Annotated in this window: 15 protein-coding genes; 5 read left to right on the top strand and 10 right to left on the bottom strand. The window is 68.8% G+C overall.

The window, feature by feature from the left end; genetic code table 11:
* Positions 1 to 93: 93 nt before the first annotated feature.
* Positions 94 to 1,923: a sensor histidine kinase gene (locus IEQ44_RS05555; protein WP_193637447.1), complete on the top strand. Its 1,830-nt coding sequence runs from the start codon at positions 94 to 96 to the stop codon at positions 1,921 to 1,923.
* On the opposite strand, the gene IEQ44_RS05550 is transcribed toward IEQ44_RS05555, so the two are convergent.
* Together IEQ44_RS05550 and IEQ44_RS05545 are read right to left on the bottom strand one after the other, a co-directional pair.
* Entirely contained in the window at positions 1,910 to 2,602 is a 693-nt protein-coding gene (locus IEQ44_RS05550; RefSeq protein ID WP_193637446.1) for an NAD-dependent deacylase, read from the bottom strand. The two genes, IEQ44_RS05555 and IEQ44_RS05550, sit on opposite strands and share 14 nt — an antisense overlap.
* 140 nt (positions 2,603 to 2,742) lie before the next feature.
* A complete protein-coding gene (locus IEQ44_RS05545) occupies positions 2,743 to 3,498 on the bottom strand; it encodes a DNA alkylation repair protein (protein ID WP_319804512.1) in 756 nt (251 codons plus the stop codon).
* An 80-nt stretch (positions 3,499 to 3,578) separates the two neighbouring features.
* Here IEQ44_RS05545 and IEQ44_RS05540 point away from each other — a divergent pair, with 80 nt between their 5' ends.
* Positions 3,579 to 4,391, top strand: coding sequence for a DUF1707 SHOCT-like domain-containing protein (locus IEQ44_RS05540; RefSeq protein WP_193637445.1), 813 nt, complete (start codon positions 3,579 to 3,581; stop codon positions 4,389 to 4,391).
* A 24-nt stretch (positions 4,392 to 4,415) separates the two neighbouring features.
* On the opposite strand, the gene IEQ44_RS05535 is transcribed toward IEQ44_RS05540, so the two are convergent.
* Together IEQ44_RS05535 and IEQ44_RS05530 are read right to left on the bottom strand one after the other, a co-directional pair.
* Positions 4,416 to 5,792 (bottom strand): SWIM zinc finger family protein, encoded by a 1,377-nt coding sequence (locus IEQ44_RS05535; protein WP_193637444.1) that lies wholly within the window; start codon positions 5,790 to 5,792, stop codon positions 4,416 to 4,418.
* Positions 5,789 to 8,290: a DUF6493 family protein gene (locus tag IEQ44_RS05530; protein ID WP_193637443.1), complete on the bottom strand. Its 2,502-nt coding sequence runs from the start codon at positions 8,288 to 8,290 to the stop codon at positions 5,789 to 5,791. The genes IEQ44_RS05535 and IEQ44_RS05530 overlap by 4 nt, the downstream gene beginning before the upstream one ends.
* Before the next feature lie 151 nt (positions 8,291 to 8,441).
* On the opposite strand from IEQ44_RS05530, the gene IEQ44_RS17855 reads away from it, so the two are divergent.
* Positions 8,442 to 11,639 carry a DEAD/DEAH box helicase gene (locus IEQ44_RS17855; RefSeq protein ID WP_193637442.1) on the top strand — a complete coding sequence of 1,066 codons (3,198 nt, stop codon included), beginning with the start codon at positions 8,442 to 8,444 and terminating at the stop codon, positions 11,637 to 11,639.
* A gap of 322 nt (positions 11,640 to 11,961) precedes the next feature.
* Here IEQ44_RS17855 and IEQ44_RS05520 read toward each other — a convergent pair whose 3' ends face one another.
* The 6 genes from IEQ44_RS05520 to IEQ44_RS05495 are packed head-to-tail and all read right to left on the bottom strand — an operon-like array spanning position 11,962 to position 21,543.
* Positions 11,962 to 12,720 carry a hypothetical protein gene (locus IEQ44_RS05520; RefSeq protein ID WP_193637441.1) on the bottom strand — a complete coding sequence of 253 codons (759 nt, stop codon included), beginning with the start codon at positions 12,718 to 12,720 and terminating at the stop codon, positions 11,962 to 11,964.
* Positions 12,717 to 14,888 (bottom strand): hypothetical protein, encoded by a 2,172-nt coding sequence (locus IEQ44_RS05515; RefSeq protein WP_193637440.1) that lies wholly within the window; start codon positions 14,886 to 14,888, stop codon positions 12,717 to 12,719. The genes IEQ44_RS05520 and IEQ44_RS05515 overlap by 4 nt, the downstream gene beginning before the upstream one ends.
* Positions 14,885 to 18,220 (bottom strand): type I restriction endonuclease subunit R, encoded by a 3,336-nt coding sequence (locus IEQ44_RS05510; RefSeq protein ID WP_193637439.1) that lies wholly within the window; start codon positions 18,218 to 18,220, stop codon positions 14,885 to 14,887. Before IEQ44_RS05510 ends, IEQ44_RS05515 begins: the two co-directional genes overlap by 4 nt.
* The gene (locus IEQ44_RS16805) at positions 18,220 to 19,416 is read right to left on the bottom strand and encodes a restriction endonuclease subunit S (protein WP_227486977.1); all 1,197 of its coding nucleotides are present in this window, start codon (positions 19,414 to 19,416) and stop codon (positions 18,220 to 18,222) included. Before IEQ44_RS16805 ends, IEQ44_RS05510 begins: the two co-directional genes overlap by 1 nt.
* Complete coding sequence (locus IEQ44_RS05500; RefSeq protein ID WP_193637438.1) at positions 19,413 to 20,963, bottom strand: class I SAM-dependent DNA methyltransferase; 1,551 nt, start codon at positions 20,961 to 20,963, stop codon at positions 19,413 to 19,415. The genes IEQ44_RS16805 and IEQ44_RS05500 overlap by 4 nt, the downstream gene beginning before the upstream one ends.
* A 52-nt stretch (positions 20,964 to 21,015) precedes the next feature.
* The gene (locus tag IEQ44_RS05495) at positions 21,016 to 21,543 is read right to left on the bottom strand and encodes a hypothetical protein (RefSeq protein ID WP_193637437.1); all 528 of its coding nucleotides are present in this window, start codon (positions 21,541 to 21,543) and stop codon (positions 21,016 to 21,018) included.
* 646 nt (positions 21,544 to 22,189) lie between these two features.
* On the opposite strand from IEQ44_RS05495, the gene IEQ44_RS05490 reads away from it, so the two are divergent.
* Both IEQ44_RS05490 and IEQ44_RS05485 read left to right on the top strand, forming a co-directional pair.
* On the top strand, positions 22,190 to 22,477 hold the full coding sequence (locus IEQ44_RS05490) for a hypothetical protein (protein ID WP_193637436.1): 288 nt from the start codon (positions 22,190 to 22,192) through the stop codon (positions 22,475 to 22,477).
* 111 nt (positions 22,478 to 22,588) lie between these two features.
* On the top strand, positions 22,589 to 22,831 hold the full coding sequence (locus IEQ44_RS05485; protein ID WP_193637435.1) for a helix-turn-helix transcriptional regulator: 243 nt from the start codon (positions 22,589 to 22,591) through the stop codon (positions 22,829 to 22,831).
* The last annotated feature ends 12 nt before the right edge of the window (positions 22,832 to 22,843 follow it).

Below are 22,843 nucleotides of genomic sequence, written 5' to 3'. Positions count from 1 at the left end.
GTACTCAAGGGTAACGACTTTTTGCCCACGGAACGAAGCCTCGACCCACTGTCGGACTCCCGCCCGAGGGTGAAGACTGGCAGAGTGAGCCTGATGGGGGAGCACACGGAACGGCAGAGGGTCACGCCGGTGCCGCAGCCGAGGGACGGCACGCGGTGGGGCACGGACGCCGACCGCGACGCCGTCAGCGAGTTCGCGCGCGACATCGCCGACCGCGCCGGTTTCGCGTTCTGCGCCGTCCACGTGCTGCGGGCCGACCAGGTGCTGGAGCTGGTGGCCGTGCACGGGTCAGCGCAGGTGCCTGACCGGCGCCTCGGCATCACTTTCTCCCTCGACTCGATCCAGCCGATACTGGCGTGCGGTTCGCAGCACGAGAACCTGATCTTCGTGACTGCCGAGCAGCTCACCGCCGACGCCACCCAGGTGCTCGAGCGCTTCGGCTACCGCAAGGAAGGGGTGCCGCCGCAGCGCAACACCTGGCGCAGTCAGGACCTCTTGGTCGTACGCCTCTGCGACGGTCAGGGGGAGCTGCGCGGGCTCCTGCACCTCGACCGGCCGGTCAACGGGCGCCGTCCGAGCGAGACCGAGCTGACCGCCTTGGCCGACGAGCTCCGTGTCACCTCACGTGCGGTCCTGACGGCCATCGAGCGCGAGGAGTTCGCCCAGAGCGCACGGTTGGCCGCAGCGGCCCGCCAAGTGATCCGGCAGGCCGGGTCGGAGGTCACCATCCACGAGTTGCTGCAGCTGGCCAGCGAGCAGCTCCGCGAGGGGTTCCGCGCGACCGACGTGCAGGTCCACCTCCAGCCGCAGCGGGGCCTCGCCCCGCGGAACACCTCTCGGCCGTCGGGCGAGGTCGTCACCGCGGTGGCGTCCGCCGTGGACCACGCGTGGCGCAGGCAGTCGGTCGTCATCGTGGAGCCCGACCACGCCTGGGGCGACGGCGGCCACCTCGCCCCGGTGCAGGAGGAGCTCGCCGCGACCATGCAGCAGCGGGGGGCGGGCATGTCGGTCCTCGTGCCCGTCGGCACCCTCGACGCCTACTTCGGCATGCTGGTCATCCAACGCCCGCCCGGCCACCAGCTGTGGAGCGAGAGCGACAGCCGGGCTGCTGTCGAGGTCGGGCACGACCTGGCCCACGCCGTGATGAACGCCCGTGACCACGAGCGGGAGCAGGCCTGGGTCGACGAGCTGCGCCGACTCGATCGCTACCGCAACCAGATGGTCTCCACCGTCACGCACGAGCTGCGCAACCCGCTCGGCGTCATCATGGGGCACCTGGAGCTCCTCGAGGAGCAGGAGGACGTCCCGGACCCCTGGCTGCGATCGCTGCTCGCGATGCGGCGCGCGGCCAACCGGCTGGACGTGCTCTCGGAGGACCTGCTGACCCTGAACCGGCTCGACGCCTCCGACACGCCCCGCACCACCGGGCCCGTCGACCTCGCGGAGGTCGTCACCGAGGCGGTGGAGCTGGCCGAGCTGGACGCCAGCCGCCGCGAGATCCCCGTCCGGGTGCAGGTCGATGGCGGTCCCTACGTCGTCGAGGGCGACCGGACCGAGCTGTCCCGGGTGGTCACCAACCTGCTCTCCAACGCCATCAAGTACTCCGACCCCGGTGAGTGGGTGACCGTCGCGCTGACGGGTGACGCGGGCGCCGTCGTCCTCTCCGTGCGCGACGAGGGCATCGGCGTCTCCGACGCCGACCAGACCGTGCTCTTCGAGGAGTTCTTCCGCTCCACCAACACCAACGCGCTGGAGCGACCCGGCACCGGACTCGGTCTGCCCATCGTGCGGCGCATCGTGCAACGCCACGGCGGCCGGATCAGCTTCACCTCCACGCTCGGCGAGGGCACCACCTTCACCGTCATCCTGCCGCGACCCGGCCTGCGGGTCGAGGCCAGTCACAACGGGGTCAGCGGCTCCTGAGAAGCTCGTCCACCCACCGCGGCACCAGCTCGCCGGCGGGCCCCTGCCGTGACTCGTCGAAGTCGTCGCTGGAGAGGGTGGAGGCCAGGTTGATCTCCATCGTGCGGGCTCCCTGCTCCGCGGCCCAGTGCACGAACGCGGCGGCGGGCTGCACCTGCGCCGAGGTGCCGACGGCGACGAAGAGGTCGGCCTGTTGCAGGGCGTACAACGCCTCGTCCATGCGGTAGGGCATCTCGCCGAACCAGACCACGTCGGGCCGCAGGCTCGCCGACGTGCAGCCGGGGCAGGGCGGGGCGTGGGCCAGGTCGCGCTCCCACGGGAACCTCTCGCCACAGGCGAGGCAGAGTGCGGAGCGGAGCTCGCCGTGCATGTGCAGGACGTTGCGGGAACCGGCGCGCTCGTGCAGGTCGTCGACGTTCTGGGTGATCACCAGCAGGTCGTCACCCAGGCTCCGCTCGAGTCGGGCCAGCGCCTGGTGGGCGGCGTTGGGCCGCACCTTCGCCAGGTGGGCGCGGCGCAGGTCGTAGAACCGTTGCACCAGCGACGGGTTGTGGCGGAAGCCCTCGGGGCTGGCAACCTCCATGACGTCGTGGCCCTCCCACAACCCATCGCTGTCGCGGAAGGTCGGGACCCCCGACTCCGCGGAGATGCCGGCACCGGTCAGCACGACGACGTTCATGCACTCCCCTTCGGATGGTCCTCCCATTCTGTACTCCCTCTGGCTGCCCCGGGGGCGATCGGTCGCCACCATGTCGGAGACTCGCGCCGGATTGCCGCGCCGGAGGGGAGATGTCGCCGAGTCTCCGACGTGGTGGTGACTCAGAGGGCACGCAGCCGGGCGCGGACCTCGGGCGCCAGGTGCTCGGTGGCGTAGGAGAGCGCCGTGCGCCCCATCTCTGCGGCGTGCGCCTCGAGGAAGTCGAGCAGTACCTGTCGGTCGACCCGCTTGCCGACCTCGCGCAGCATCCACCCTGCCGCCTTCTGCACGAGGTCGCGCCGGTCGTCGAGCACGGCGGCGGCCGCAGTCAGCGCCGGTGCCGGATCGCCGGCCTTCGTCCAGGCGAAGGTCGCCATGATCCCCACCCGCCGCCGCCACAGGTCGGTCTCCGCGGTCAGCCGCTCGACGAGCGCGGTGTCCCGCGAGGTCGTACGCAGGTGCTCGCCGACGAGCCACTCCGCCGAGCAGTCGACGAGGTCCCAGTTGTCCACCCGACCCGCGAGCACCGCCTCCAGGTAGGTCGCGTGCAGCGCCTGGCGCAGTTCGGGGTCAGCGGTGCGGACCCTCCCGGCGCGCCTGAAGGCGGTGACCGCGATGAGCAGCGCCACCATCCGGTGCTCGTGCCAAGGGTCGTCGAGCAGCTCACGGATGTCCGCGGGCGGCAGGTCCACGTAGGCCTTCGCGACAGCCCGCAGCGCCGGCACCCGCACCCCGAGGAAGGCATCGCCCTCGCCGTAGCCGCCGGGGTGGGTCTGGAAGAAGCGGGCGAGGTTCTCGGCGTCCACCGGGTCGGCGTGCGCGGCGACGGCGCGACGCACGTCGTCGGGCGTCGGGGCGGGCGTCGCGGTCGGGGGCACGTCACCATCCTGCCGGGGGCCGGCGTCCGGCGTCCGGCGTACGCCCTCGCGTGCTGTCCGCGCGCGACTAGGCTGTTGGCGTGGGGGCAAGCACGAAGCGGGCGCGGGACGCCGACCGCGACCTGGCGGTGGAGTTCATCCAGGAAGCGTGGGTCGACGGCCAGCTGACCCGCGAGGAGCACGACGAGCGCGTGGGACGCGTGCTGCGCGCGGCCACCGTGGCCGACATCGAGCGCGAGGTCACCGACCTCCAGGGGCCGGGAGGATTCGCATGGCGTCCGACGGTGCCGCCGCTCGTTGCGCCCGCCCCGGATCCGCTCCCGGAGCGACGCCCTCTTTTCCCAGCCGCCACGGCCGACGAGGTGGGCCCCACCAAGGCGTTGGCCCGGCTCGGCTCGATCGGGCTGGTCGCCGTGATCGGGGTCGTCGGCCTGAGCAGCCTCAGCTCTGGGGGCGGTGAGGCCTGGGACGAGGGCGAGTGGACACCGGGGCCGACCTCCATGGTCAACCTCGCCGAGCTGTCCGCGGCCACGAACCTCGCGTTCGACACCACGAAGGTCCACTCCGTGCGGTTGCGCGACAACGGCCGCGCACGCGTGGTGGTGTCGAGCGAGGAGTCGTCGACGGGCGCCTTCGAGGTCGTCTACGACGCAGAGCTGGGCAGCTGGTTGCGCCGCAAGGAGGTCACCGCCGACGGCGCGCTGGTCGACCTTGACCGCCTGCAGTCCGTGGGGCCCGAGGAGCTGGTCGACGACGACGAGATGTGGTTGTCGACCTGGGTCGAGCCCGGCACGGTCGACGGCACCCCGACGTGCGTGCGGACCGTAGCCGTCAAGGACGACGGCGTCGAGGTCACCCGCCACCTCGACTGCGACGGCGAGCGCATCGACTGAGTCGTGCCGGGTCTTCGGGATTCGTCACCGGGTGGGTCCGGGGGTCGCGCTCGTCGCGAGCTGCACGGCCAGCACGTGCTTGCAGGGCCCGCGGCTGCCGCCATGCCTGGCCCACCACGGGCAGGTGCACCGGTCGCCCTCGACCGTGCGGCTCACGACGTGGTCGCTGCCGCCGCTGTGCACGAGGGCCCGGTCCCCGTCGAGACGGACCGCACCGTCTGCCACCAGACCGGCAGCGTCGCGCAGTCGCGGGTGCTGGGCCACCAGGCGGTCGGCGTCGTAGGGCAGCTCCCGGTGGAAGTACGCCCCCTCGGCCACGTCGTGCCCCACCCTCCCGGCGGCGGCGAGCCAGCCCAGCGCGCGGCGTACGCGGTCGGGGGAGATCGCGGCGTCGACCGCCAGTCGGTCGACGTCGATCCGCGGCTCGAAGGCGAGCAGCGCGGAGACGAGGTCGGCGTCCCGGGCCGCCCCCTCGCTCGCGAGGTCCCACAGCACTCGGCCCTCCCCGGAGAACCCGCGGTTCGGCGCGGGGCTCAGGGTGAGCACCAGGCGCGCGTCCTCGAGCTCCAGCTCCCAGACGCTGGCGGCGCCTCTCGGGTCGTGCCCACCGGTGTGGGCGCGCAGCGTCCGGGCGAAACGCAACAGCGGCCCCAGCGGTGCGAGCCGGTGCGCTCCGCCGAGCGGCACCCCCTCGGGCGTGGGTCGGGTCGTCAGACGTAACCCACCGCCGGCCGGGACCACCCAGACCGGAGCGCGGCCGCTCGAGGTCGGCAGGTCACGGAACAACCGGCGGGCCTGTGTCGCGGCCACCTCGAACGCGGGTTCCGTGGCAGCCGAGGCGAGTTGCACCTCCGCGAAGCCGCGCAGCCACCGCTCGGGCAGCGGCACCTTCTCCTCCACGACCTCGGCCTCGGACGTCCGCACCACGACGTCCTCGCCGACCTGCAGGTGGAGCTGCTGCCCGCCACCGACCCGCGCCAGGGCGTCGCGCATCGGCGCGTTGAAGTCGACGTTGGTGGTGCCCGTGCCCAGCATCCTGCCGTCGAGGCTGCCGGGCAGGGCGTCGAACCGGGCGTGGACCCCGCAGCACGCCGAGAAGCTCTCGAACCGCAGCCGGTCGCCGTTGCTGGTGACCACCGGATCGGCGGCCCGCAGGATCGCGGCGAGCATCCCCGGGGGCGTCCAGAAACGGGTGCGGGCCACCCGGGCGACGGCCAGCAGGGCAGCGGCCGCCTGCTCCGGGTGGCGCAGGAGGCCGTCGAAGAAGACCGGGTGCGCCACCGGTGCGGCCGACGACCGTCCGCCGCTGGTGGAGAGCACCAGGTCAGCCGCGCCGTCGACGACCCGCACCGCGGAGGGGCGCAGGTAGGTGTAGCCCTGCTCGAGCACGGCGGCCGTCACGGTCGGACACCTTCCCGCAGCTGGCGGGCGCTCCGGGCCGCGGCCGAGCTCCCGGAGAAGGTCGCCAGCCACTTCGTCAGCTCCGGGTCGTCCACCTGCCGACCACTGCGGAGCAGCAGACTCCGCAGCAGGTCGAGCAGGGCTCCGACCCCTCGGTGGTCCGCGGGCAGGCGGGGCAGCAGGAGGGTGAGCAGGTCCACCACCGCGCCGGCGCCGCCCGGAGCTTCGGCGACATCACCCAACGACTGAGCCCAGCGGGTCGCGGGCCACGCCGGAGCGTGCCGCGCCATCACGTCTGCCACCTCCGGCAGACCGATGCGCCCGGAGGGGGCCAGGTCGACGAAGGCGTCACTGGCGTGCAGCCGGTGCTGCCGGATCCCCGCCGAGAGCCCGGCAGCCAAGGCGGCTGCCGCCAGCGGACCCAGACGACCCGGGTGCTGCGCCAACGCGTCGAGGGTGCGGGGCACGTCGTGGTCCACCTGGCCGTCCGGAGCCTGCAGCACCGGCAAGCAGGTGAGCGTCAGGAAGTGCTCCGCGTCCTGGGGCCAGAGCGCCGCCAGCGTGGGGATCCAGTCGCCGGTGCACCCGCCGACCCGGGTCGCGAACCCGTGCTCGGGGACAGGGAGCGCCACCGTCGTCGGGTCATCGTCGGCTGCGCCGTCGGCCCGCGCGGCGAGCGCGGGAGCCGTCGCGACCGTGAACCGGGCGTACCAACCCCGGCGTTGCTGCCCACCCTCCTCCCAGGTGAAGGAGCGCACCTGCGAGTCCAGGGTCGGCAGCTCGTCGGGGGCGTACGCCGCCCGCGAGCGCTCGGCGGCCCGCCACCAGGCCGCCGGCCCCGGACGCTGGTCGCAGGAGTTGCCCGGCGGGTCGCCGAGGGCGAACCGGACAGCCGGGGGGAGGTCGCTGCCGGCAGCGAGCGCCTCCGCGCGGCCCTCCGGCGCGAGTCGCAGCAGAGCCGCGACCAGGTCGTGGTGGCGGGGGTGCGGTTGGTTGGCCAGTCGTCGGGCCAGCGTCTCCGGGCTGACCCAGCCTCCGGGCAGGTCGGGGGTCGCCAGCAGCGGCGCGGTCAGGGAGGAGTGGAGGGCGGACACCTCCAGCAACCGTTGGACGACGAAGCGCTGCGGCGCGGTGTCGGGGGTGGCGGGCTCCACCGGCTCGCCCAGGAGGTCGAGCACGAGGCGGGCGACCTGCCCGGGCAGCCAGGCCGCGCCGTGCGGGGTGCGAGACCCTCGGCCCGCCACCGTGCGGGCCCGTTTGCGCAGCGGCGCGAGGGCCTCGGCGGCGTCCGGGGAGACGAGTGCGGCGAGCACGGCTTCGACCTCCCGGGCGTCAGAGGCGTCCTCGAGGAGGCCGGCGGTCCGGTCGGCGAGGTCGGCGGCCCTGACCGGGTCGGCCGGTGGCAGCAACCGCTGGACCCGTGGCGCATCGGGTGTGGCGACCACCTCGACGCCGAGGCCCAGGTCGGCGCGGGCGCGGGGGTCGAGGTCGTCGGCGGCTGCAGTGACGGTGTCGCTCTCGCCGCACGCCGTGAGCAGGAGGGCGGCCGCGCGCTGCACGTCGGCGTCGGGGTGGCCCAAGGCTGTTCGGGCGACCAGAGTTGTCCGCGTGCCCATCTCCGGGTGGTCGGTCAGCAGCCGCTGGGCCAACCGCAGTGCGGCCAGGGCCGTGCCCTTGGTCTTCACCAGCGTGGCCGGCGGCAGGGCGTCCAGCGTCTCCTCGGCGGCCAGGTCCCCCGTTTTCCGGATCCGCGACAGGAGTTTCACCGCGAACGCGACCGTGGCCGGAACTTCCGCGCCGAGCAGGCGACGCAGCGTCCCCTGCGCGCGGGTGAGCTCGTCGTCGGTCGGGACGAGCGCGAGATGGGTCCGGGAGAACCACCCCGCCCGGTAGGCCGAGAAGTCGCGGGTGAGCACGCTCAGGCACGCGTCGAGCACCCGCGCCCGGTCGAGCGTGCCGTCAGCGCACAGCTGGAGGAAGGTGCGACGCCACTGGTCGCCGCCGAACTTGTCGACGTTGGCCAGGCTGACCTCGCCGCCCCCTTCGACCTCGAAGACCCGCCACAGGGCCCGCTCGACGAGCTCGGGGTCCTCTCGCAGCACTTCGGCGGCGTCCGGACCGAGGCCGCTGACCATCGCCAACACGTAGGTGTCGTCCGGCGTGAGGGTGACCAGGCCGAGGCGCTCCAGGAGCCGCACCCGTCGGAACCGCTCTGTCGCCCAGAAGTGGGTCGACAGCGTGGCGAGCTCCCGGGCGACGATTCCGTCGAGCCACCGGGGTCGAGCCGTCGAGGTCGGTGCTGACCCGTCCCCGGTTGGATCGGCCAGGGCTGCTGCCTCGGCCAGGGCGGCATCGACCGCGTCGAGCAGGGCCCGGTCCCGGGGCCATCCGGGGTCCTGGTGCTCGGCCAGCGCCGTCGCTGCATGCGCGGTGAGGAGGGCATGCAGGGTATCGGCCGGCACGCCGGCCAGGGCTGCGTACGAGATGTCGTCGGTCATGGTCAGTGGTCCCCTCAGGACCACAGTGGCGGAAGTTCGCCCGAGATGGGGCCGGAATCGGTCTCCTGGGCCCGAACTTCCGCCGTAGTGGCCCGTCTTCGGCTGTGCACGGATCAGGCGGGGGTGCAGACCCTGTGGCAGCCTTGACGTCGTGCGAGGGGTGACGATCAGCGATGCGGCGCTCTTCGCTGCGTTCGACCCCGGCAGCGTCATGCGAGGGCGGGCGTACGCCGCGGCTCGCCGCGTGCTGACCCTCCAGGTCGACGACTCCGAGGAGGGCACGCTCCAGGCCGTCGGCCTTGTCTCGGGCGCCCGGCAGCTGCCCTACCGCGTCGAGGTGCGGGTCGACGAGCGCGGCATCACCGGACGGTGCGACTGCCCCGTTGCCACCAACTGCAAGCACGCGGTCGCGGTGCTGCAGGAGGTGCGCTCACGTCGGTCGCTGCGCCCGGTCGTGGCGATCCCGGAGTGGCGACGCAGCCTCGACGCCGTGCTGGAGCCGCTGGAGAAGGCGTCACCGCCGCCCGCGACCCGGCGCAGGTTGGCGTTGCAGTTCGAGATCCCCGTGCCGACCAGACGGCCCTACCGCTCGCACGTGGAGCCCGGTCAGCGGTTGTGGCTGCGCCCGATGCGGGAGGGGGCGCGCGACAACTGGATCAAGACGGGGATCACCTGGGCGAGTGCGGAGACGCCGCACCACGACGAGGCCCACGACCTCGAGCAGCTGGCGGTGCTGCACCGGATCGTGCGGGCGCTGCCCGGCTCGGCCCCGCGGGACGTCATCGACCTGACCACGATCGGACCTCAGTGGTGGAGCCTGCTGCTCGAGGCGCAGGAGGCCGGCATCGAGCTGCTCGGCGGGGAGCGCGTCTCCAGCGTCGAGCTCGGTGAGTCGGTGGAGGCCGTCGTCGACGTGGTGGACACGGCCGACGGCACCCGCCTGCGGGTCGGCGTCGAGCACGAAGGCCGGTTCGTCACCGGTGACGACCTGCTGCTCCTGGGGCGCCAGCCGCACTCCGCGGCAATCCTCTCCCCGACCCGGCCCCACTCGGGAGCGCGCTACCCGAAGCTGCGCCTGGTGCTGGCCCCGCTGCGTCGCCGGCTGCCGGAGTCGGTGGTGCGGCTGCGAGAGCGCAGGGGAGTCCTCGAGGTGCCGGCCGCGGACCGCGCCGCCTTCGAGTCCGACTACCTGCCGCGACTGCGCCAGCAGCTGCCCGTCACCTCCTCCGACGGCTCGGTGGAGCTGCCCGCGGAGGTGCCGCCGCGCCTGGAGGCGCTCGTGGCCTGGCAGGGCACGACGGTCGAGGTGGTGTGGCGGTGGCGCTACGACGAGACCGTCTTCGTGCTGGGCAGCGACGAGCGGGCCCCGGCCCTGCGCCGCCCGCACCTCGAGCGTGACCTGCTGGCGGCCGTGGCGGGATGGGCCGACCTGCAACCCGAGCGGACCTTCAGCGGAAGCCGGGCGCTCGAGTTCGTGACGGACGACCTGCCGTTGCTGGTCGCCGACGAGCACGTCGACGTCGTGGAGACGGGCGTACGCCCCGACTTCCGCGAGGCGGTCGCGGCGCCGACGATCGAGTTCGTCGCGCCCGAGGAGGAGCCGGAGGCGTCGACCGACTGGCTCGACCTGCGCGTGGTGATCGACGTCGAGGGCGAGCAGGTGCCCCTGACCGACCTGCTGGAGGCGTTGACGGTCGGTGAGCCGCGACTCGTGCTGTCCAGTGGGCTGCACCTGGCCACCGACCGTCCGGAGTTCCGGCGGTTGGCCGAGCTGGTGGCCGCCGCCTCGCAGATCCGCGACGGTCGGGGCGACGAGCTGCGGGTCGGGGAGCGGGACCTGGGCATGTGGGCCGAGCTGGCCGAGCTGGGGGTGGTCGACACGCAGGCGGCGCGGTGGGTGGAGGCGGCGCAGGCGCTGATCGGCCACGAGACGCTGCCCCACGTCGACCCGGTCGGGCTGGTCTCGACTCCGCGGCCCTACCAGCTCGACGGCATCCGGTGGCTGGTCCACCTCTGGCAGCTCGGGCTGGGCGGGATCCTTGCCGACGACATGGGGCTGGGCAAGACCCTGCAGACGCTGGCCACCATCAGCCACGCGCGGGCCCACGGGGCGGCGCCGTTCCTGGTGGTGGCGCCGACCAGCGTGGTCTCCGCGTGGGCGAGCGAGGCGGCGCGCCACACGCCCGGGCTCACGGTGCGGGTCGTGGAGGCCTCAGGCGCGCGGCGTACGCAACCACTCGCCGACGTCGTCAGGGGCGCCGACGTGGTGGTCACCTCCTACACCCTCTTCCGGCTCGACGCCGACGCCTATACCGACCTCGAGTGGGGTGGCCTGGTGCTCGACGAGGCGCAGGCGATCAAGAACCACCAGAGCAAGACCTACCAGGCGATCCGGCGGCTCGATGCGCCCTTCCGGCTGGCCGTGACGGGCACGCCGTTCGAGAACCGGCTGATGGAGATGTGGGCGCTGCTGTCGGTGGTTGCCCCCGGGCTCTACCCGTGGCCCACGGCCTTCCAGGAGCAGGTGGTGGCGCCGGTCGAGAAGCGCGGGGACACCGAGGCGCTGGAGCGTTTCCGGCGACGCGTACGCCCCTTCGTGCTGCGCCGCACCAAGGACCTCGTCGCCGCCGACCTGCCGCCGAAGCAGGAGCAGGTGCTGACCGTGCCGCTCGGGCCGGAGCACCAGCGGCTCTATGACACCTGGCTGCAGCGGGAGCGGCAGGCGATCCTCGGGCTGGTCGACGACTTCGACGGCAACCGGATGGCGATCTTCAGCGCCCTGACCCGCCTGCGGCAGCTCAGCCTCGACCCGGCGCTGATCGACGAGGAGCACGAGGCCGTCGGTTCGGCCAAGCTCGACGTGCTCGTCGACCACCTCGTCGAGCTCGCCGCCGAAGGACACCGGGCGCTGGTCTTCAGCCAGTTCACGAGCTTCCTGAAGCGGGCGCGGCGCCGGCTCGAGGCCGAGGGGCTGACCGTGCGCTACCTGGATGGTGCGACCCGGCGCCGCGGGGAGGAGATCGAGGCGTTCAAGTCGGGGGAGGGTGACGCCTTCCTGATCAGCCTCAAGGCCGGCGGCGTGGGCCTGACGCTCACCGAGGCAGACTACGTCTTCGTGCTCGACCCGTGGTGGAACCCGGCCGCCGAGAACCAGGCCGTCGACCGGGCGCACCGCATCGGCCAGGAGCGCCACGTGATGGTCTACCGGATGGTCTCCGCCGGCACGATCGAGGAGAAGGTGATGGCGCTGAAGCAGCGCAAGGCCGACCTCTTCGCCTCCGTCTTCAGCGGCGAGGGTGCGGTGGGCGGCGGCATCGACGCCGAGGACGTACGCGCGCTCTTCTCCTGAGGTCGCCCGCAGTCCGCGAGTTGCGGTGGACATGGGTCACCTGGTGACTCGGATCCACCGCGACCATCGGATGGCTGGCTTGCCTGGTGCCCTCCGGAGCTCTTTGCGCGGCTGGTTGGTGTCACCAGGTGACACCAACCAGCCGCACAAACGGGACGGTCAGTAGTACCAGGGGAAGCAATCTGGCGGCATCCGGCGGTTCGTGGTCGCCGTTGGATCTCGTCGACAGGTGCCGCTGACCTGCAGGAACGTCGCGACGGCAACGAACGGCTGCGTTGGTCGGGATCGAACGAAATCGAACGTCTTGCGGACTTCTTGCGGACTAAGGCTGGGGTTCGGCCTCGCCGGCTCCGTCGGGGATGACGTTCACCCGCTCGCCGAAGTTCGTAGACCCGAGGGGATCGTCGACGGAGTACTCCCACGTTACGAAGAGTGCGTCAATGCCCCAGTGGCTCGACGCTCCCTCGAACCGCCCAGTGCTGCGACTCGACCAGCCGATTAGATCGCCCATCCAGAGAGCACGAGTCTGGTCGCCATACTCGGCTGCGTCGTCGCGCTGCAATCGAACGAAGTCGCGCCGGATCTCCATGGCGAGTCGAAGGTTGGCCATCGGGCCTGTCCCGTTCATGAACTCGATCAAGGCGGGCAGAACCTGAATCTCGCGCTCCGCCAGGCGGCAGGCGATGTGCTTCACCCAATAGCGGACGACTTGATCCCTCCCGACTGCCCATGACTCAGGAAAGATCGTGCTCCAGTCGAGAACCGCGGAGTCGTAGAGGTCGTCGCCGTTATCGCGGATGAACGCCGCGAATTGGTCGTAGGCGCCGTCAGCTGGCTGACTCCGGACGGAGTTGCAGTGGCTGCACATGACTGGCTCAAATTTGAGGCTGCTCGACCGCGCGGCGTTCGGATAGCTTATGCGCTCTTCGCGTCCGCGTCCGCGTCCGTGCGCGACGCTCCGATTCACCCATGCGCCTTCACCAAAGGCCGCCGTCAGATCGCTGCGCTTGAACTTGTGTTCCCGCGAGTCGGCTGGTGCCCCGCACCACCAGCAGGCCCGTGCGATTCGCTCACCGCTCACCCTCTACCCCCGGGCCGTTCCACGGCAGGGACTTCGGGCTCCAGATAGCCCACCCGAGCGAGAACCCGCTCGTAGGGCGACCCGTCGATCGAGTGGGCGTGGTCAACGGCCTTCAACTCAAGTTGCCCATGGTGGCGCCGATCCGGATGGAAGGTTGACCAAGACCGGCAACGCGGGCATTGCAAGCGCATCAAGAACGGTCGGAGCAGGATCAGGTCACCCGAGAGGTCACGGACGTAGAGACTGTCCTTCTCAAGGTCCATCTGCTTGTGGGTGATCGTGTCCGGTGTCGGCACTGGGTGGTCGCCTCGGAGTACCTCCACCACAGCCTGACCGACGCCCTCAAACGAGTCCCATCGAATGGACCGGACTTGGTACACGGGGAGATCGGCCAAGAAGCCGGCGTTGCTCAGGATGAGTTCCAGATCGGTCCGCGCCTCCTCGACCGCACCCCGCAGGTCCAGTTCATCGACCTTGCGCTGGTGACTCTCGGAGTTGCGACGCTCGGAAAGTCGCTCCTGCGCTCGTGCCACCACTGAGCCCTCGGGAAGCAGTTCGCGGACAACCGCCAGCGGAGCATCAGGATTGAGCCGCTTGAACGGCTTGCTGGACGCCACGATCTTGAGGATGTTGACCCAATCTCCGACGCTCAAGCCACCGCCGTGTGTGAGCTTCTTGCGCACCTCCGCCATCGCACCGACCTCTAGGCGGTTGACGTGCGCACAGGCCAACGCGAGGGCAGCGCCGAAAACGACGGTCGCCTCGAAGCACTCGAGGATCGCGCCGTACGTCCGCGACGCGTCACCCGCACTCTCGGCAACTCGCACCAGGCGCCACTTGTGAGCGATCGGATACGGGTAGAAGTTCGCAATTCGATGGTCGAGACTTCCGATCTGCGCCGCGGCCTCGACTCGCAGTCGGAGTTCACGCCCAGTCTCGATCAGAGTCCGCCTAGCGTCACCTGCCGATCCTTCGAATGCGCGGCTTGTGAGACCGACACCTTCGTCCGTCCACTCCTTCAGCGCACCTTGTGCCCGACGGATCGAGCGCAAGGCATCGACCAGGTCTGCGTCCGGCACTGGCAGCGGGCATCTCCGGATCCCTACGAGCCGAACATGATCGCCCATTCGCGACGGCCTCATGACGACGCGGGAGCGCTCGGACGCCAAATAGAGACGGTAGAACTCGGAGACCTCGGGCTCGAGGAGCGCCTTTGGCCGGAGAACAATCAGATTCAGGCCGGCCGCCGCGGGTAGGTCCGCTTCCTCGATCTCGACGGGTTTGCCACGCCGGTCAGGCCGTTCGATCTCTCGCATCACGAAGTCACCCGGCTGAAGCTCCACGCCAATTCGAGGTGGGCGCCTAGCCTCGTCCACATCAACGTCGATGGGTAGGAGTTCGCCTGCGAGCGACAGATCACGGGCTCGGATGACGCGGACCGTCTCGTCGAGTTCTTCGATCTCAATTCCTGGCCTGCGCATGGGCGGGCGCGGGATCAGAACGTCGAAGATGTCGCCGACAGTTCCGCCCTCGCCGAAGTCGGAGAGATCGTCCTCCTCCGCCGCAACCCGAGGATCGTGATCCTCATATCTGAGCGACTCGCGGGAGAGGGACTCGCTGCGATGGACAAACCCGTTCTCGGTTCGGCCACCGGCGCGCGAGAGCAGATCGGACAACTCAGCGCACGCAGCCTCAATCCCGAGACCACTTGGCGCCCGGAAGAACCGGGTAACCAGCGCCCCTTCTGGCGGGCTGGGATCAACCACGACCAATGCCACAGCGAGCGGGCGTCGGAAACCTCCGGCGGCTGGCAGGGAGCCCTCTACAACGATCGTCGGCTCTCCGAGGTTGATGAGCCGCCCCGGCAAGCTCATCCTCAACTCCCCCGCTGGGACGATCAAGCCAAACGGCTTGGCCGGCGGATGCTCGACCTCCCAGCGCCGGTCGGGCCGCGATCCCCAGGGCGGGAGCACGAACGAGACCTCAGGAAAGGAATCAGACTCCTTCAGCGCGCGAATAAGAGTCGGCATGGCGGTTACGGGAAGCGAGCCCACGAGGTGACCCGCCAACTCTGCATCGTCCAAGATGCTGAGGACGCGGGCCCCGCCCAGGTGCGCTGCGACCGTGCCCAGCAACCGCGAGAAGAGTGCTGGCTCGAGATCTATCATCCGTGGTTCGACGCATCGCCGTGAGCCAACTGCGCAGCCACATGCGCAGCGAAGTCGGGGTCGGCATGAATCCGAGCCACGACATCGTCGGCGATCTTGTCCACATCGAGCGGCGCGCCCATATCGACGGCGACACCTTCGCGGAAGCCGACCTCAACCCGCGGCGGATCGTAAACACTCTCACCGTTGTCGCCGTACGACGTGAGGACATGATCGAAGACGAGCTGGACCTTCGTGTGGAAAATGTCCGGTGTATAGGGCGTCTCCGGAAGCCCCGCGTCGAGGACTCGGCGGATGGTGCTGTCGACATCGTTGGTGACGTCGACCTTGCGGCGCCAGTCTTGGACGAGCTTCTCGTGCAGGTGCTCCAGCAAGGTCTTGGCACTCGCCTTGACGACCTGGCGCTCCTCGTCGGTGAGCTCGGGCTCGGGTTGAGTGAGCAGGTCGAAGATCGCGAGCTCTTCCTCGGTCATGCCCTCCCGAACAGCGCGCTCCTCCTCGGCAGTCAGCGTTCCGGACAACGCGATCAGGCGGCGCAGGTACTCGTCGATGTTGACGCTGCCGTCGTTGTAGTCCGCGATCAACTTCTCGATGCGCTCGACCAGCTCGTAGCGCGTCGGGTTCCGCTGAGCTGCAGAGATCGCCTGCGCCTTCAGAAGCTGAGCAAGGCGGTCGGTTTCCGCCCTCTTGCGGCCGGCGAACTTCGCAGCCAGGCCGTCGAAGTCGATCAGCGACAGGTCGATCAACGGATCCGGCTGCGTGCCTTCCGCCGCGGCGCGGATCACGTACTCCTCTGCGCCGACCGAGCGATCGAGTAGCGCATCGACAGCATCGGCAACCGCGGCGATGTCCGGCTGGGGTGGCCGCGTCACCTCGAGGATCCGCTCGTGAAGGACGCGGATCGCGGCCACCGTCCGCTGCTGCGCGGCGGCCTGCGGGTTCGGGAGCAGGGCCTTGAACAGCTTGCGAACCTGCCGGGCCTTGACGGTGAAGTCGTTGCGAGTCTCTTCGTCGACCAGCAGCGCTTCGACCGCGGCATTGCGCTTGGCAATGTGGGCGAACCCTTCGGCGTCGCGAAAGTCGATCAAATCCACCCGGACGTCCGCACAGAAGGCGATCAGTTCCGCCACCGCGGTGTCGAGTTCGCCGACGAGGGCGTCGATGACCTCAATCGGCTGGGCACCAGAACTCGCGGCGCCATAGATGGCGAGAGCCTTCTCCAGGCTCCTGAAGACACCTACGTAGTCGACGATCAGGCCGTTGTCCTTCTCGGGGAAAACACGATTGGCGCGGGCGATCGTCTGCATCAGGGTGTGGTTCTTCATCGGGCGGTCGAGGTAGACGGTCGACACCGACGGCGCATCGAAGCCGGTCATCCACATCGCGCAGACGAAGACCAGCCGCAGCGGATCCTTGGGTTCCTTGAACTTCTCGGCCAAGTCCTCTCGGATCATCCGCTCCCGGTGCGGGCGGATGTCGAGTCCCTGGTCATCGAGCATCTTGAGCTCGTTCTGGCTTTGGGAGACGACGACTGCCATGTCGGTGGTCTCCATGAGCTCGATCCGCGACGCGACCCACGGGCGCTCCAGCTCGGGCAATGCGTCGTGCTGCGCCCGCAGCTCACTGAGGTGCTCGGCCCACGCCTCCTGCACGAGGTTGTACATCCGCACGGCAGCGGCCTTGTCGAGGCCGACGTACATCGCCTTGCCGGAGAAGCCGCGGCCGACGAAGTGAGCGACGAGGTCCTTCGCGATCGTCTTGAGGCGCTCTGGGCGGGTGAGGAGCGTGTACTGCGTGCCAAACTCTCGAGCCAGCGCTCCCTCGGCTTCCTCGTCGACCTCCGCGGCTTCGAGGAGTGCGTCGAGCTCGTCGGAGAAGTTCTCGTTGACGAGTTGCATCTCGGGGATGCGGTTCTCGTAGTAGAGAGGGACTGTCGCCCCGTCCTCGATCGCATCGCGGAAGTTGTAGATGCTGACGTACTCGCCGAACTGCTCCCGAGTCGCTTGTTCCTCCCCGGCGATGAGCGGCGTGCCGGTGAAGCCCATCATCGACGCGTTCGGCAGAGCGCGGCGCATGTTCAGCGCAAGAGTGTCGTACTGGCTGCGGTGCGCCTCGTCGGTGATCACAATGACGTCAGAACGGTCCGATAGAACCGGCATCTCTCGCTCGCCAGCGGCCTTGGACGGCTGGAACTTTTGGATCAGCGTGAAGACATAGCGGTGGTCGGCCGCGAGGAGCTCACGCAAGTGGGCGATCGACTCAGCATGCACTCGCGCTTCTTGCGGAATCGCGCCGGCATCCGCGAACTCACCATGAAGCTGAGTGTCGAGCTCGGTCCGGTCGGTCACCATCACGAACGTCCACTTGCCCGCGACCTGACGCAACACCTTCTGGGTGAACCACAGCATCGACAGCGACTTGCCCGAGCCTTGGGTGTGCCAGAAGACGCCGAGTCGCTTGTCCTGCTCCGCGCGGGTACGGTGCAGATTGTCGATCGCCGCGTTGACGCCTACGTACTGGTGCGACCGGGCCGCGACCTTGATGAGACCGCCAGGGCGCTCCATGTACGCGATGAAGTTCTCGAACAGATCCAGCAACATCGCGGGGTCGCAAGTCCCGCGCAATGCTGTCTCCAGGCCAACTGCACCACGCGTGCCGGAAGCGTCGATGACCTTCCAGTCACCGAAGAACTCCCACGGCGAGTACGTCGAGCCGACCTTCGCTTCGTCACCGTTGGAAAGCAGAACGAAGCAGTTGGGGATGAAGAGCTGCGGGATCGTGTCGCGGTAGTCGGTCAGGTTGTCGTCGTAGGCGGACTTGACCGCTACGCCCGGCTCCTTGAACTCCATCAGCACCAGCGGCACGCCGTTGACGAACAGAGCGATGTCGAGGCGACGGCTGTGCAGATCCCCTTTGACCCACATCTGCTGCACCGCAAGCAGGTCGTTGTTCGCGGGGTCCGTCAGGTCGAGGTAGCGCAGGGTGGCGATCTGCTTGTCGCCCTGATCATCAGTCCACTCGGCCTGGTAGCCGTCGCGCAGCAGGTCATAGACCTCGCGGTTCGCGCGAACCCGATCCACGATCGAGCGATCCTTGGTGAGCACCTCGATCGCCTCGTTGATCGACGCGTCCGGAACCTCGATGGGATTGATTTTCCGCATCGCGATGCGCAGGCGATACGTGAGTACGACGTCTCGCTGCGAGGCGCGGCCCAGCGTCCCTTGCGCCCCAAGGATCTCTTGGAACGCGTCCACACAGGTCCATCCGAGCTCGGCGAGCAGTTCCATACTCGGCTTCTCGACGAAGAGGTACTCGGGTCCGGCCGGGGCCATCACGCCACCTGTCCCTCGATCAGCGCGTTGAGATCGAGCTTCGAGACGTCGATCTGCCCAGTCACTAACTTCGGCAACAGAAGGTCGCGCAACGATGCAAGACCGCCGCTTTGCTTCGCGAGTGCCGACGCCTCTACACCGAGTGGATCGACCACAGCCTCGAAGGCGTCGAGTACGCCGGCCGGCGGGACGACGAAGGGACGCGCATAGGCGCCTTCACGACTCAGCCCCGGGACGGCCGCGTGGGTGTTGGCGAACTCCGTACGGCGCAACTGCTCGACTACGAATCGGAGCGGGAGCTCGGTCGCCACGTAGTACGCCGTGTCAATTGGCCAGAAGGGACCATCGACCCAGTGCACGCTCCCCACATTGCCCTTGCGGCCAACGACGATCCCAGGGCCGTCGACAAACGATTCGTCATGCCAACCGACCACCCCGGCGGAGCTGACGACGGCGACATCTCCACCACGCCTCGCATCGGCCTTGAGCGCCTTCCCGTACCTCAACTCGAGTGCGTCGCCGATCGTCCCGGCCGTCCAGCCCTCGGGGATCGGCCCGCAGGCGGAGTCAACGAGCGGGGCACCTTGGTGGCCGGGGTAGTGGAACTTCATGAACCACTCGTGATAGATCGCCCGCGCCATCTCCTCCAGCACCTCGACTCGCCGCCGGTTGTTCTCGATCAGGTCGTCGATGTTCTGAAGGACAGCGACGGCCAACTCCTGGTGGGCCCTGTCGAGGTCGGGCAAGGGGATCTGCCGAACGATGTCCTGATTGAGCGATGCCATCGTGGCGCCGTGCGAACAGAATGCCTGCATCCACGCTTGGTGCTGCTTCGTCCGGAGCGCAAAGGTGACGAACTCGGCAGGGATAGGCGAGTCGTCAGAAATCCGCAGTCTGATGCAGTCACTTCCCTGCATCGCCCCCTCGTACTTCTCAGTGATGTACGCGTGGCGCTCGACAGCACCCTTGCGACCAAAGACGATGTCCCGCGGACGCAGTAGATGCGACGAGAGGCGGCTGGCTGTCGCCTCATCCACGTACTCGAGATCCTTGGGTCGCACGTCGCCGAAGCCGACGTTTCGAACGTTCAGGACGGGACGGCCGCTCTCGACGTAATCCGAGGCTCGAAGTTGGGTCCCGAACGGCCCCGTCTTGATCTCGGCGAAGCCTTGGTCGACCAGATCTCCGACGATCATGCGCCCAGGATCCCCGTGATCGCAGCGTCGACCTTCGCCCGCAGGCCGTCAGCCTGGTCACTGAGTGTCGTGAATTCCTCGTACAGTTCCTCGATCTTGGCCGTGAAGTCCTCGTCGCTCTCGTCGACCGCCGCAGAGCCGGTGTAGCGCCCTGGGTTGAGGCTCCAGCCCTGAGCCGCAATCTCAGCACGGCTCGCGACCTTGCACAGCCCGGCGACGTCCACGTAGGTCCCATCGGGGAAGCTCTCCTTGAGCAACACGTCGCTGCCGTCGGTCGTCTCCACATCTTCGCCACGGTAGAGACGCACGATGTTGGCGAGGAACTCGACCTGCTCGGGCAGGAAGTCGCGGTGGGCGCGGTCGATCTGACGGTAGATGTGACGCGCGTCTATGAAGAGGACCCGGTCCTCGCGCGGCGTACCGACCTTGGCCTTGTCCAGGAACCAGAGCGTCACGGGCAGCGTGACGGTGTAGAAGAAGTTGGTGCCGACCGCGACCATCACGTCGACGCTGCCGGACTCGATGAGCTGTTTGCGGATCTCCTTCTCGGAGTGACCCGCGTCCCCGGCGGAGTTCGCCATGACGAACCCGGCGCGGCCCTTCGGTGAGAGCGCGGCATAGAACTGCTGGATCCAGAGGAAGTTGCCGTTGTCGGCCTTGGGGAGGCCGAACGGGAAGCGAGCCGGTGTGGCCAGCTTCTCCTTGTCGACCTTGTTGACGTTGAACGGAGGGTTGGCCATGACGTAGTCGAAGGCACCGACCGCACTGTGCGGGTCTTCGTAGTAGCTGTTGGCTTGGCGGATGTCGCCGGAGAGGCCATGGAGGGCGAGGTTCATCTTCGCCAGCGGCACCGTGTCCTCGGTCTTCTCCGCCCCGAAGACAGAGAGCTTGCGGCTCGCCGACTCGTGGTGGCGCTCGACGAACTTCGCGCACTGCACGAACATGCCGCCCGAACCGCACGCAGGGTCGAAGACGCGTCCCTGGAACGGCTCCAGGATCTCCACGATGAGGCGGACGATCGAGTAGGGCGTGAAGTACTCACCTCCGCCCTTGCCTTCCTGGGCGGCGAAGTTCGAAAGGAAATCCTCATAGATGAACCCGAAGGCGTCGCCTTCGAGCTGGGTCGGCAGCGGCGCGAAGAGCCGGAGCAGCTCGACGAGGGTGTCCTTCTCGAGCTTCTGGTAGCCCCGCGGGAGGATGTCCTTGAGCTCAGGATTGGCCGTCTCGATCGCCTTGATCGCCTCATCGACCGCCTTGCCAATGTCCTGGCCCTCGGGGAGACCGACAAGGTGCGAGAGCCGCGACTCTTCCGGGACGTAGAGGACCGACTTCGCCTTGTAGTCGGCGATGGTCGCGGGATTGCGGGCGGTGGCCTTCGCCTCGACGTCAGCGCGAACGCCCTCGAAGCGGTTCTCGGCGTAGGCAAGGAACACCAGTCCGAGCACCGGGTCGCGATACTGAACCGGAGTGAGCTTCGAGTTCGCGCGGAGCTGGTCCGCCGCCTCCCACAGAGTTGCCCGGACCTTCGCGAGATCTGTTGCCTTCACGCTGGAAGGGTATCTGCGCCGTGCCCGGATCGTGGCGACTTGGGAGAGGTCATCATGCGCGACTCGATCCGGCGCCCTGGCGCTCAACATCCGGCTCTCGCACGGCGCCGATCATGTCGAGGTAGCGACCCGGATGGTCGCCGTTCTGCCCATCCTCAAGGCCGTGGATCAGGTAGGCCACGCCGACCTCGAAGTCGGAGACCTTGAGCCCGTAGGACGGCAGCGGGATCACGCCTTGCACACCGTCGACGCGGCACATCTCGACGCGGTCGATCAGCGCACCGTTCCAGAAGAAGTCGGCCCAGAACGGGCGGACATCGCCGACGAACTTGTCTGCCCACTGGTACATCGGAGGCTCGGGTTGGGTCCAGCTGTCCAGGCCCCACGACATGGTGAGGCTGGGCTCCTCGCGGCACACGGCGTGGCTCTCATGCTCTCCCAGGATGTTGCTGAAGCCGCCATCTCCGTTCCACCCGTACGTCCAGCGATAGTTGAACGTCGGGCCTGCGATCCGGATGCGGTACCAGGCGTCGGCGGATCGGTCGGCGATGAGGTCGTTCTGGATCTTGAACAGGTTCATGACTTCGTCCTTCGATGAGGGTGGGTGATCCGCACCGTAGATCTCACCCCCGACGATTTCGTCAGCCACTCAAGGGCGGACCGGCGACGACCGTCAGGAGCAGGAGCAACCGAATCGGATCGGCACCGTGATCGACGAGCTCGTCGAAGGCCGAGCTGAGATCTCCGAGTAGTTCCTAGTTCCTCGCGGTCGCCATCCATCAGCCACGTCGCTGGGCCATCGGGGACGAGCTGATCGAACGCGATCAGGAGTCGCTCGTAGTGGCTCGACTCGTCGGTATCGGCCGCCCGGTCGGCCAGGGCGGCGAGACAGGAGCGGGCCTGACCCACCGCGCGCATGTAACCGAGCTTCGGCATCATCGGACCAGGTTGAGTCGTCGACAGGATGCCTCCAGGCGTCAATGGCCAGGCTGTGGACGGAACTCGCCGTACCCGCTCTCTGTACCTTCCTCGGTGTCCTCGTCTCGAACCTTCATCCCCTCATCGTTGGAAACCATTGACTCTCGTCACCTCCTAGGATCTCGCCGTCCTCAGTGCCCTTTCCCTGCCCCTCACCTCTCCTCCTTGAACGGCACGCATGCTACGAAGGACGTAGATGGGTCGCCCGGGATCGGGCGGCCCACGCGGCATTTCTAGGGGTCCGTTGGTTGTCGACGGACGCCGTGGAGGCGGTGGTCCGGATGCATGGCGGGGTGAAGTTCTACCGCGGCAGCGCAAAGCCTGCGCGCAACTACGTCGAGAAGGACTGCGCGCGCTACGACGACTACTACCTCGACGAGGGCGACGGGATCGCGATGCGCTTAGTCGCCGATGCCCCGCCAGATGGGGAGGTCGCTGTGGAGGAGAAGCAGGGCATGGACGGTGACGCCTACGAGAGCTGGGTTGCCGGGCTGGTCGTCGAGACCGGCCAGCCGAAGGGACCTGCGGAAACATGATCCGCGGGCAGGTATCCCCCTCCAGGTATCCCGAAATGTTGGATACCTGACCGCCCACGCTGGCCGGCACGGACAAACAGTCCGCGACCACAACCGGCGAGGAGCCGCGCCATGACCGCATCACCTATCAATCCCGACGAGAACCGTCGCCCGATCAAGAACCCTGGCGACGAGATGCTCACGCTCCCGGAAGCCTGTCGCTTCCTCCGCGTTCCCGAGGGCACGTTGCGCTACTGGCGCCACCTCGGCTGCGGGCCGCGCAGCTTCAAGATCGGCCGTCACGTGCGCTACTGGCGAGCCGATCTCGTGCTGTGGCTTTCAGAACAGATGCGCCGTCCACAGGACCCACAGTGACCCAGACGGCTA

Origin of the sequence: Nocardioides malaquae, assembly GCF_015070385.1 — a bacterium.
GTDB lineage: Bacteria > Actinomycetota > Actinomycetes > Propionibacteriales > Nocardioidaceae > Nocardioides > Nocardioides malaquae.
The sequence above is the reverse complement of the archived record's forward strand: the minus strand, read 5'-3'. Positions and strand labels throughout refer to the sequence as shown.

Excerpts from the sequence above, each read along its gene's own strand:
- IEQ44_RS05515 (WP_193637440.1), bottom strand. The coding sequence starts at position 14,888 with ATGATAGATCTCGAGCCAGCACTCTTCTCGCGGTTGCTGGGCACGGTC.
- IEQ44_RS05530 (WP_193637443.1), bottom strand. The coding sequence starts at position 8,290 with ATGACCGACGACATCTCGTACGCAGCCCTGGCCGGCGTGCCGGCCGAT.
- IEQ44_RS05485 (WP_193637435.1), top strand. The coding sequence starts at position 22,589 with ATGACCGCATCACCTATCAATCCCGACGAGAACCGTCGCCCGATCAAG.
- IEQ44_RS05495 (WP_193637437.1), bottom strand. The coding sequence starts at position 21,543 with ATGAACCTGTTCAAGATCCAGAACGACCTCATCGCCGACCGATCCGCC.
- IEQ44_RS16805 (WP_227486977.1), bottom strand. The coding sequence starts at position 19,416 with ATGATCGTCGGAGATCTGGTCGACCAAGGCTTCGCCGAGATCAAGACG.
- IEQ44_RS05555 (WP_193637447.1), top strand. The coding sequence starts at position 94 with ATGGGGGAGCACACGGAACGGCAGAGGGTCACGCCGGTGCCGCAGCCG.
- IEQ44_RS05550 (WP_193637446.1), bottom strand. The coding sequence starts at position 2,602 with ATGAACGTCGTCGTGCTGACCGGTGCCGGCATCTCCGCGGAGTCGGGG.
- IEQ44_RS05510 (WP_193637439.1), bottom strand. The coding sequence starts at position 18,220 with ATGGCCCCGGCCGGACCCGAGTACCTCTTCGTCGAGAAGCCGAGTATG.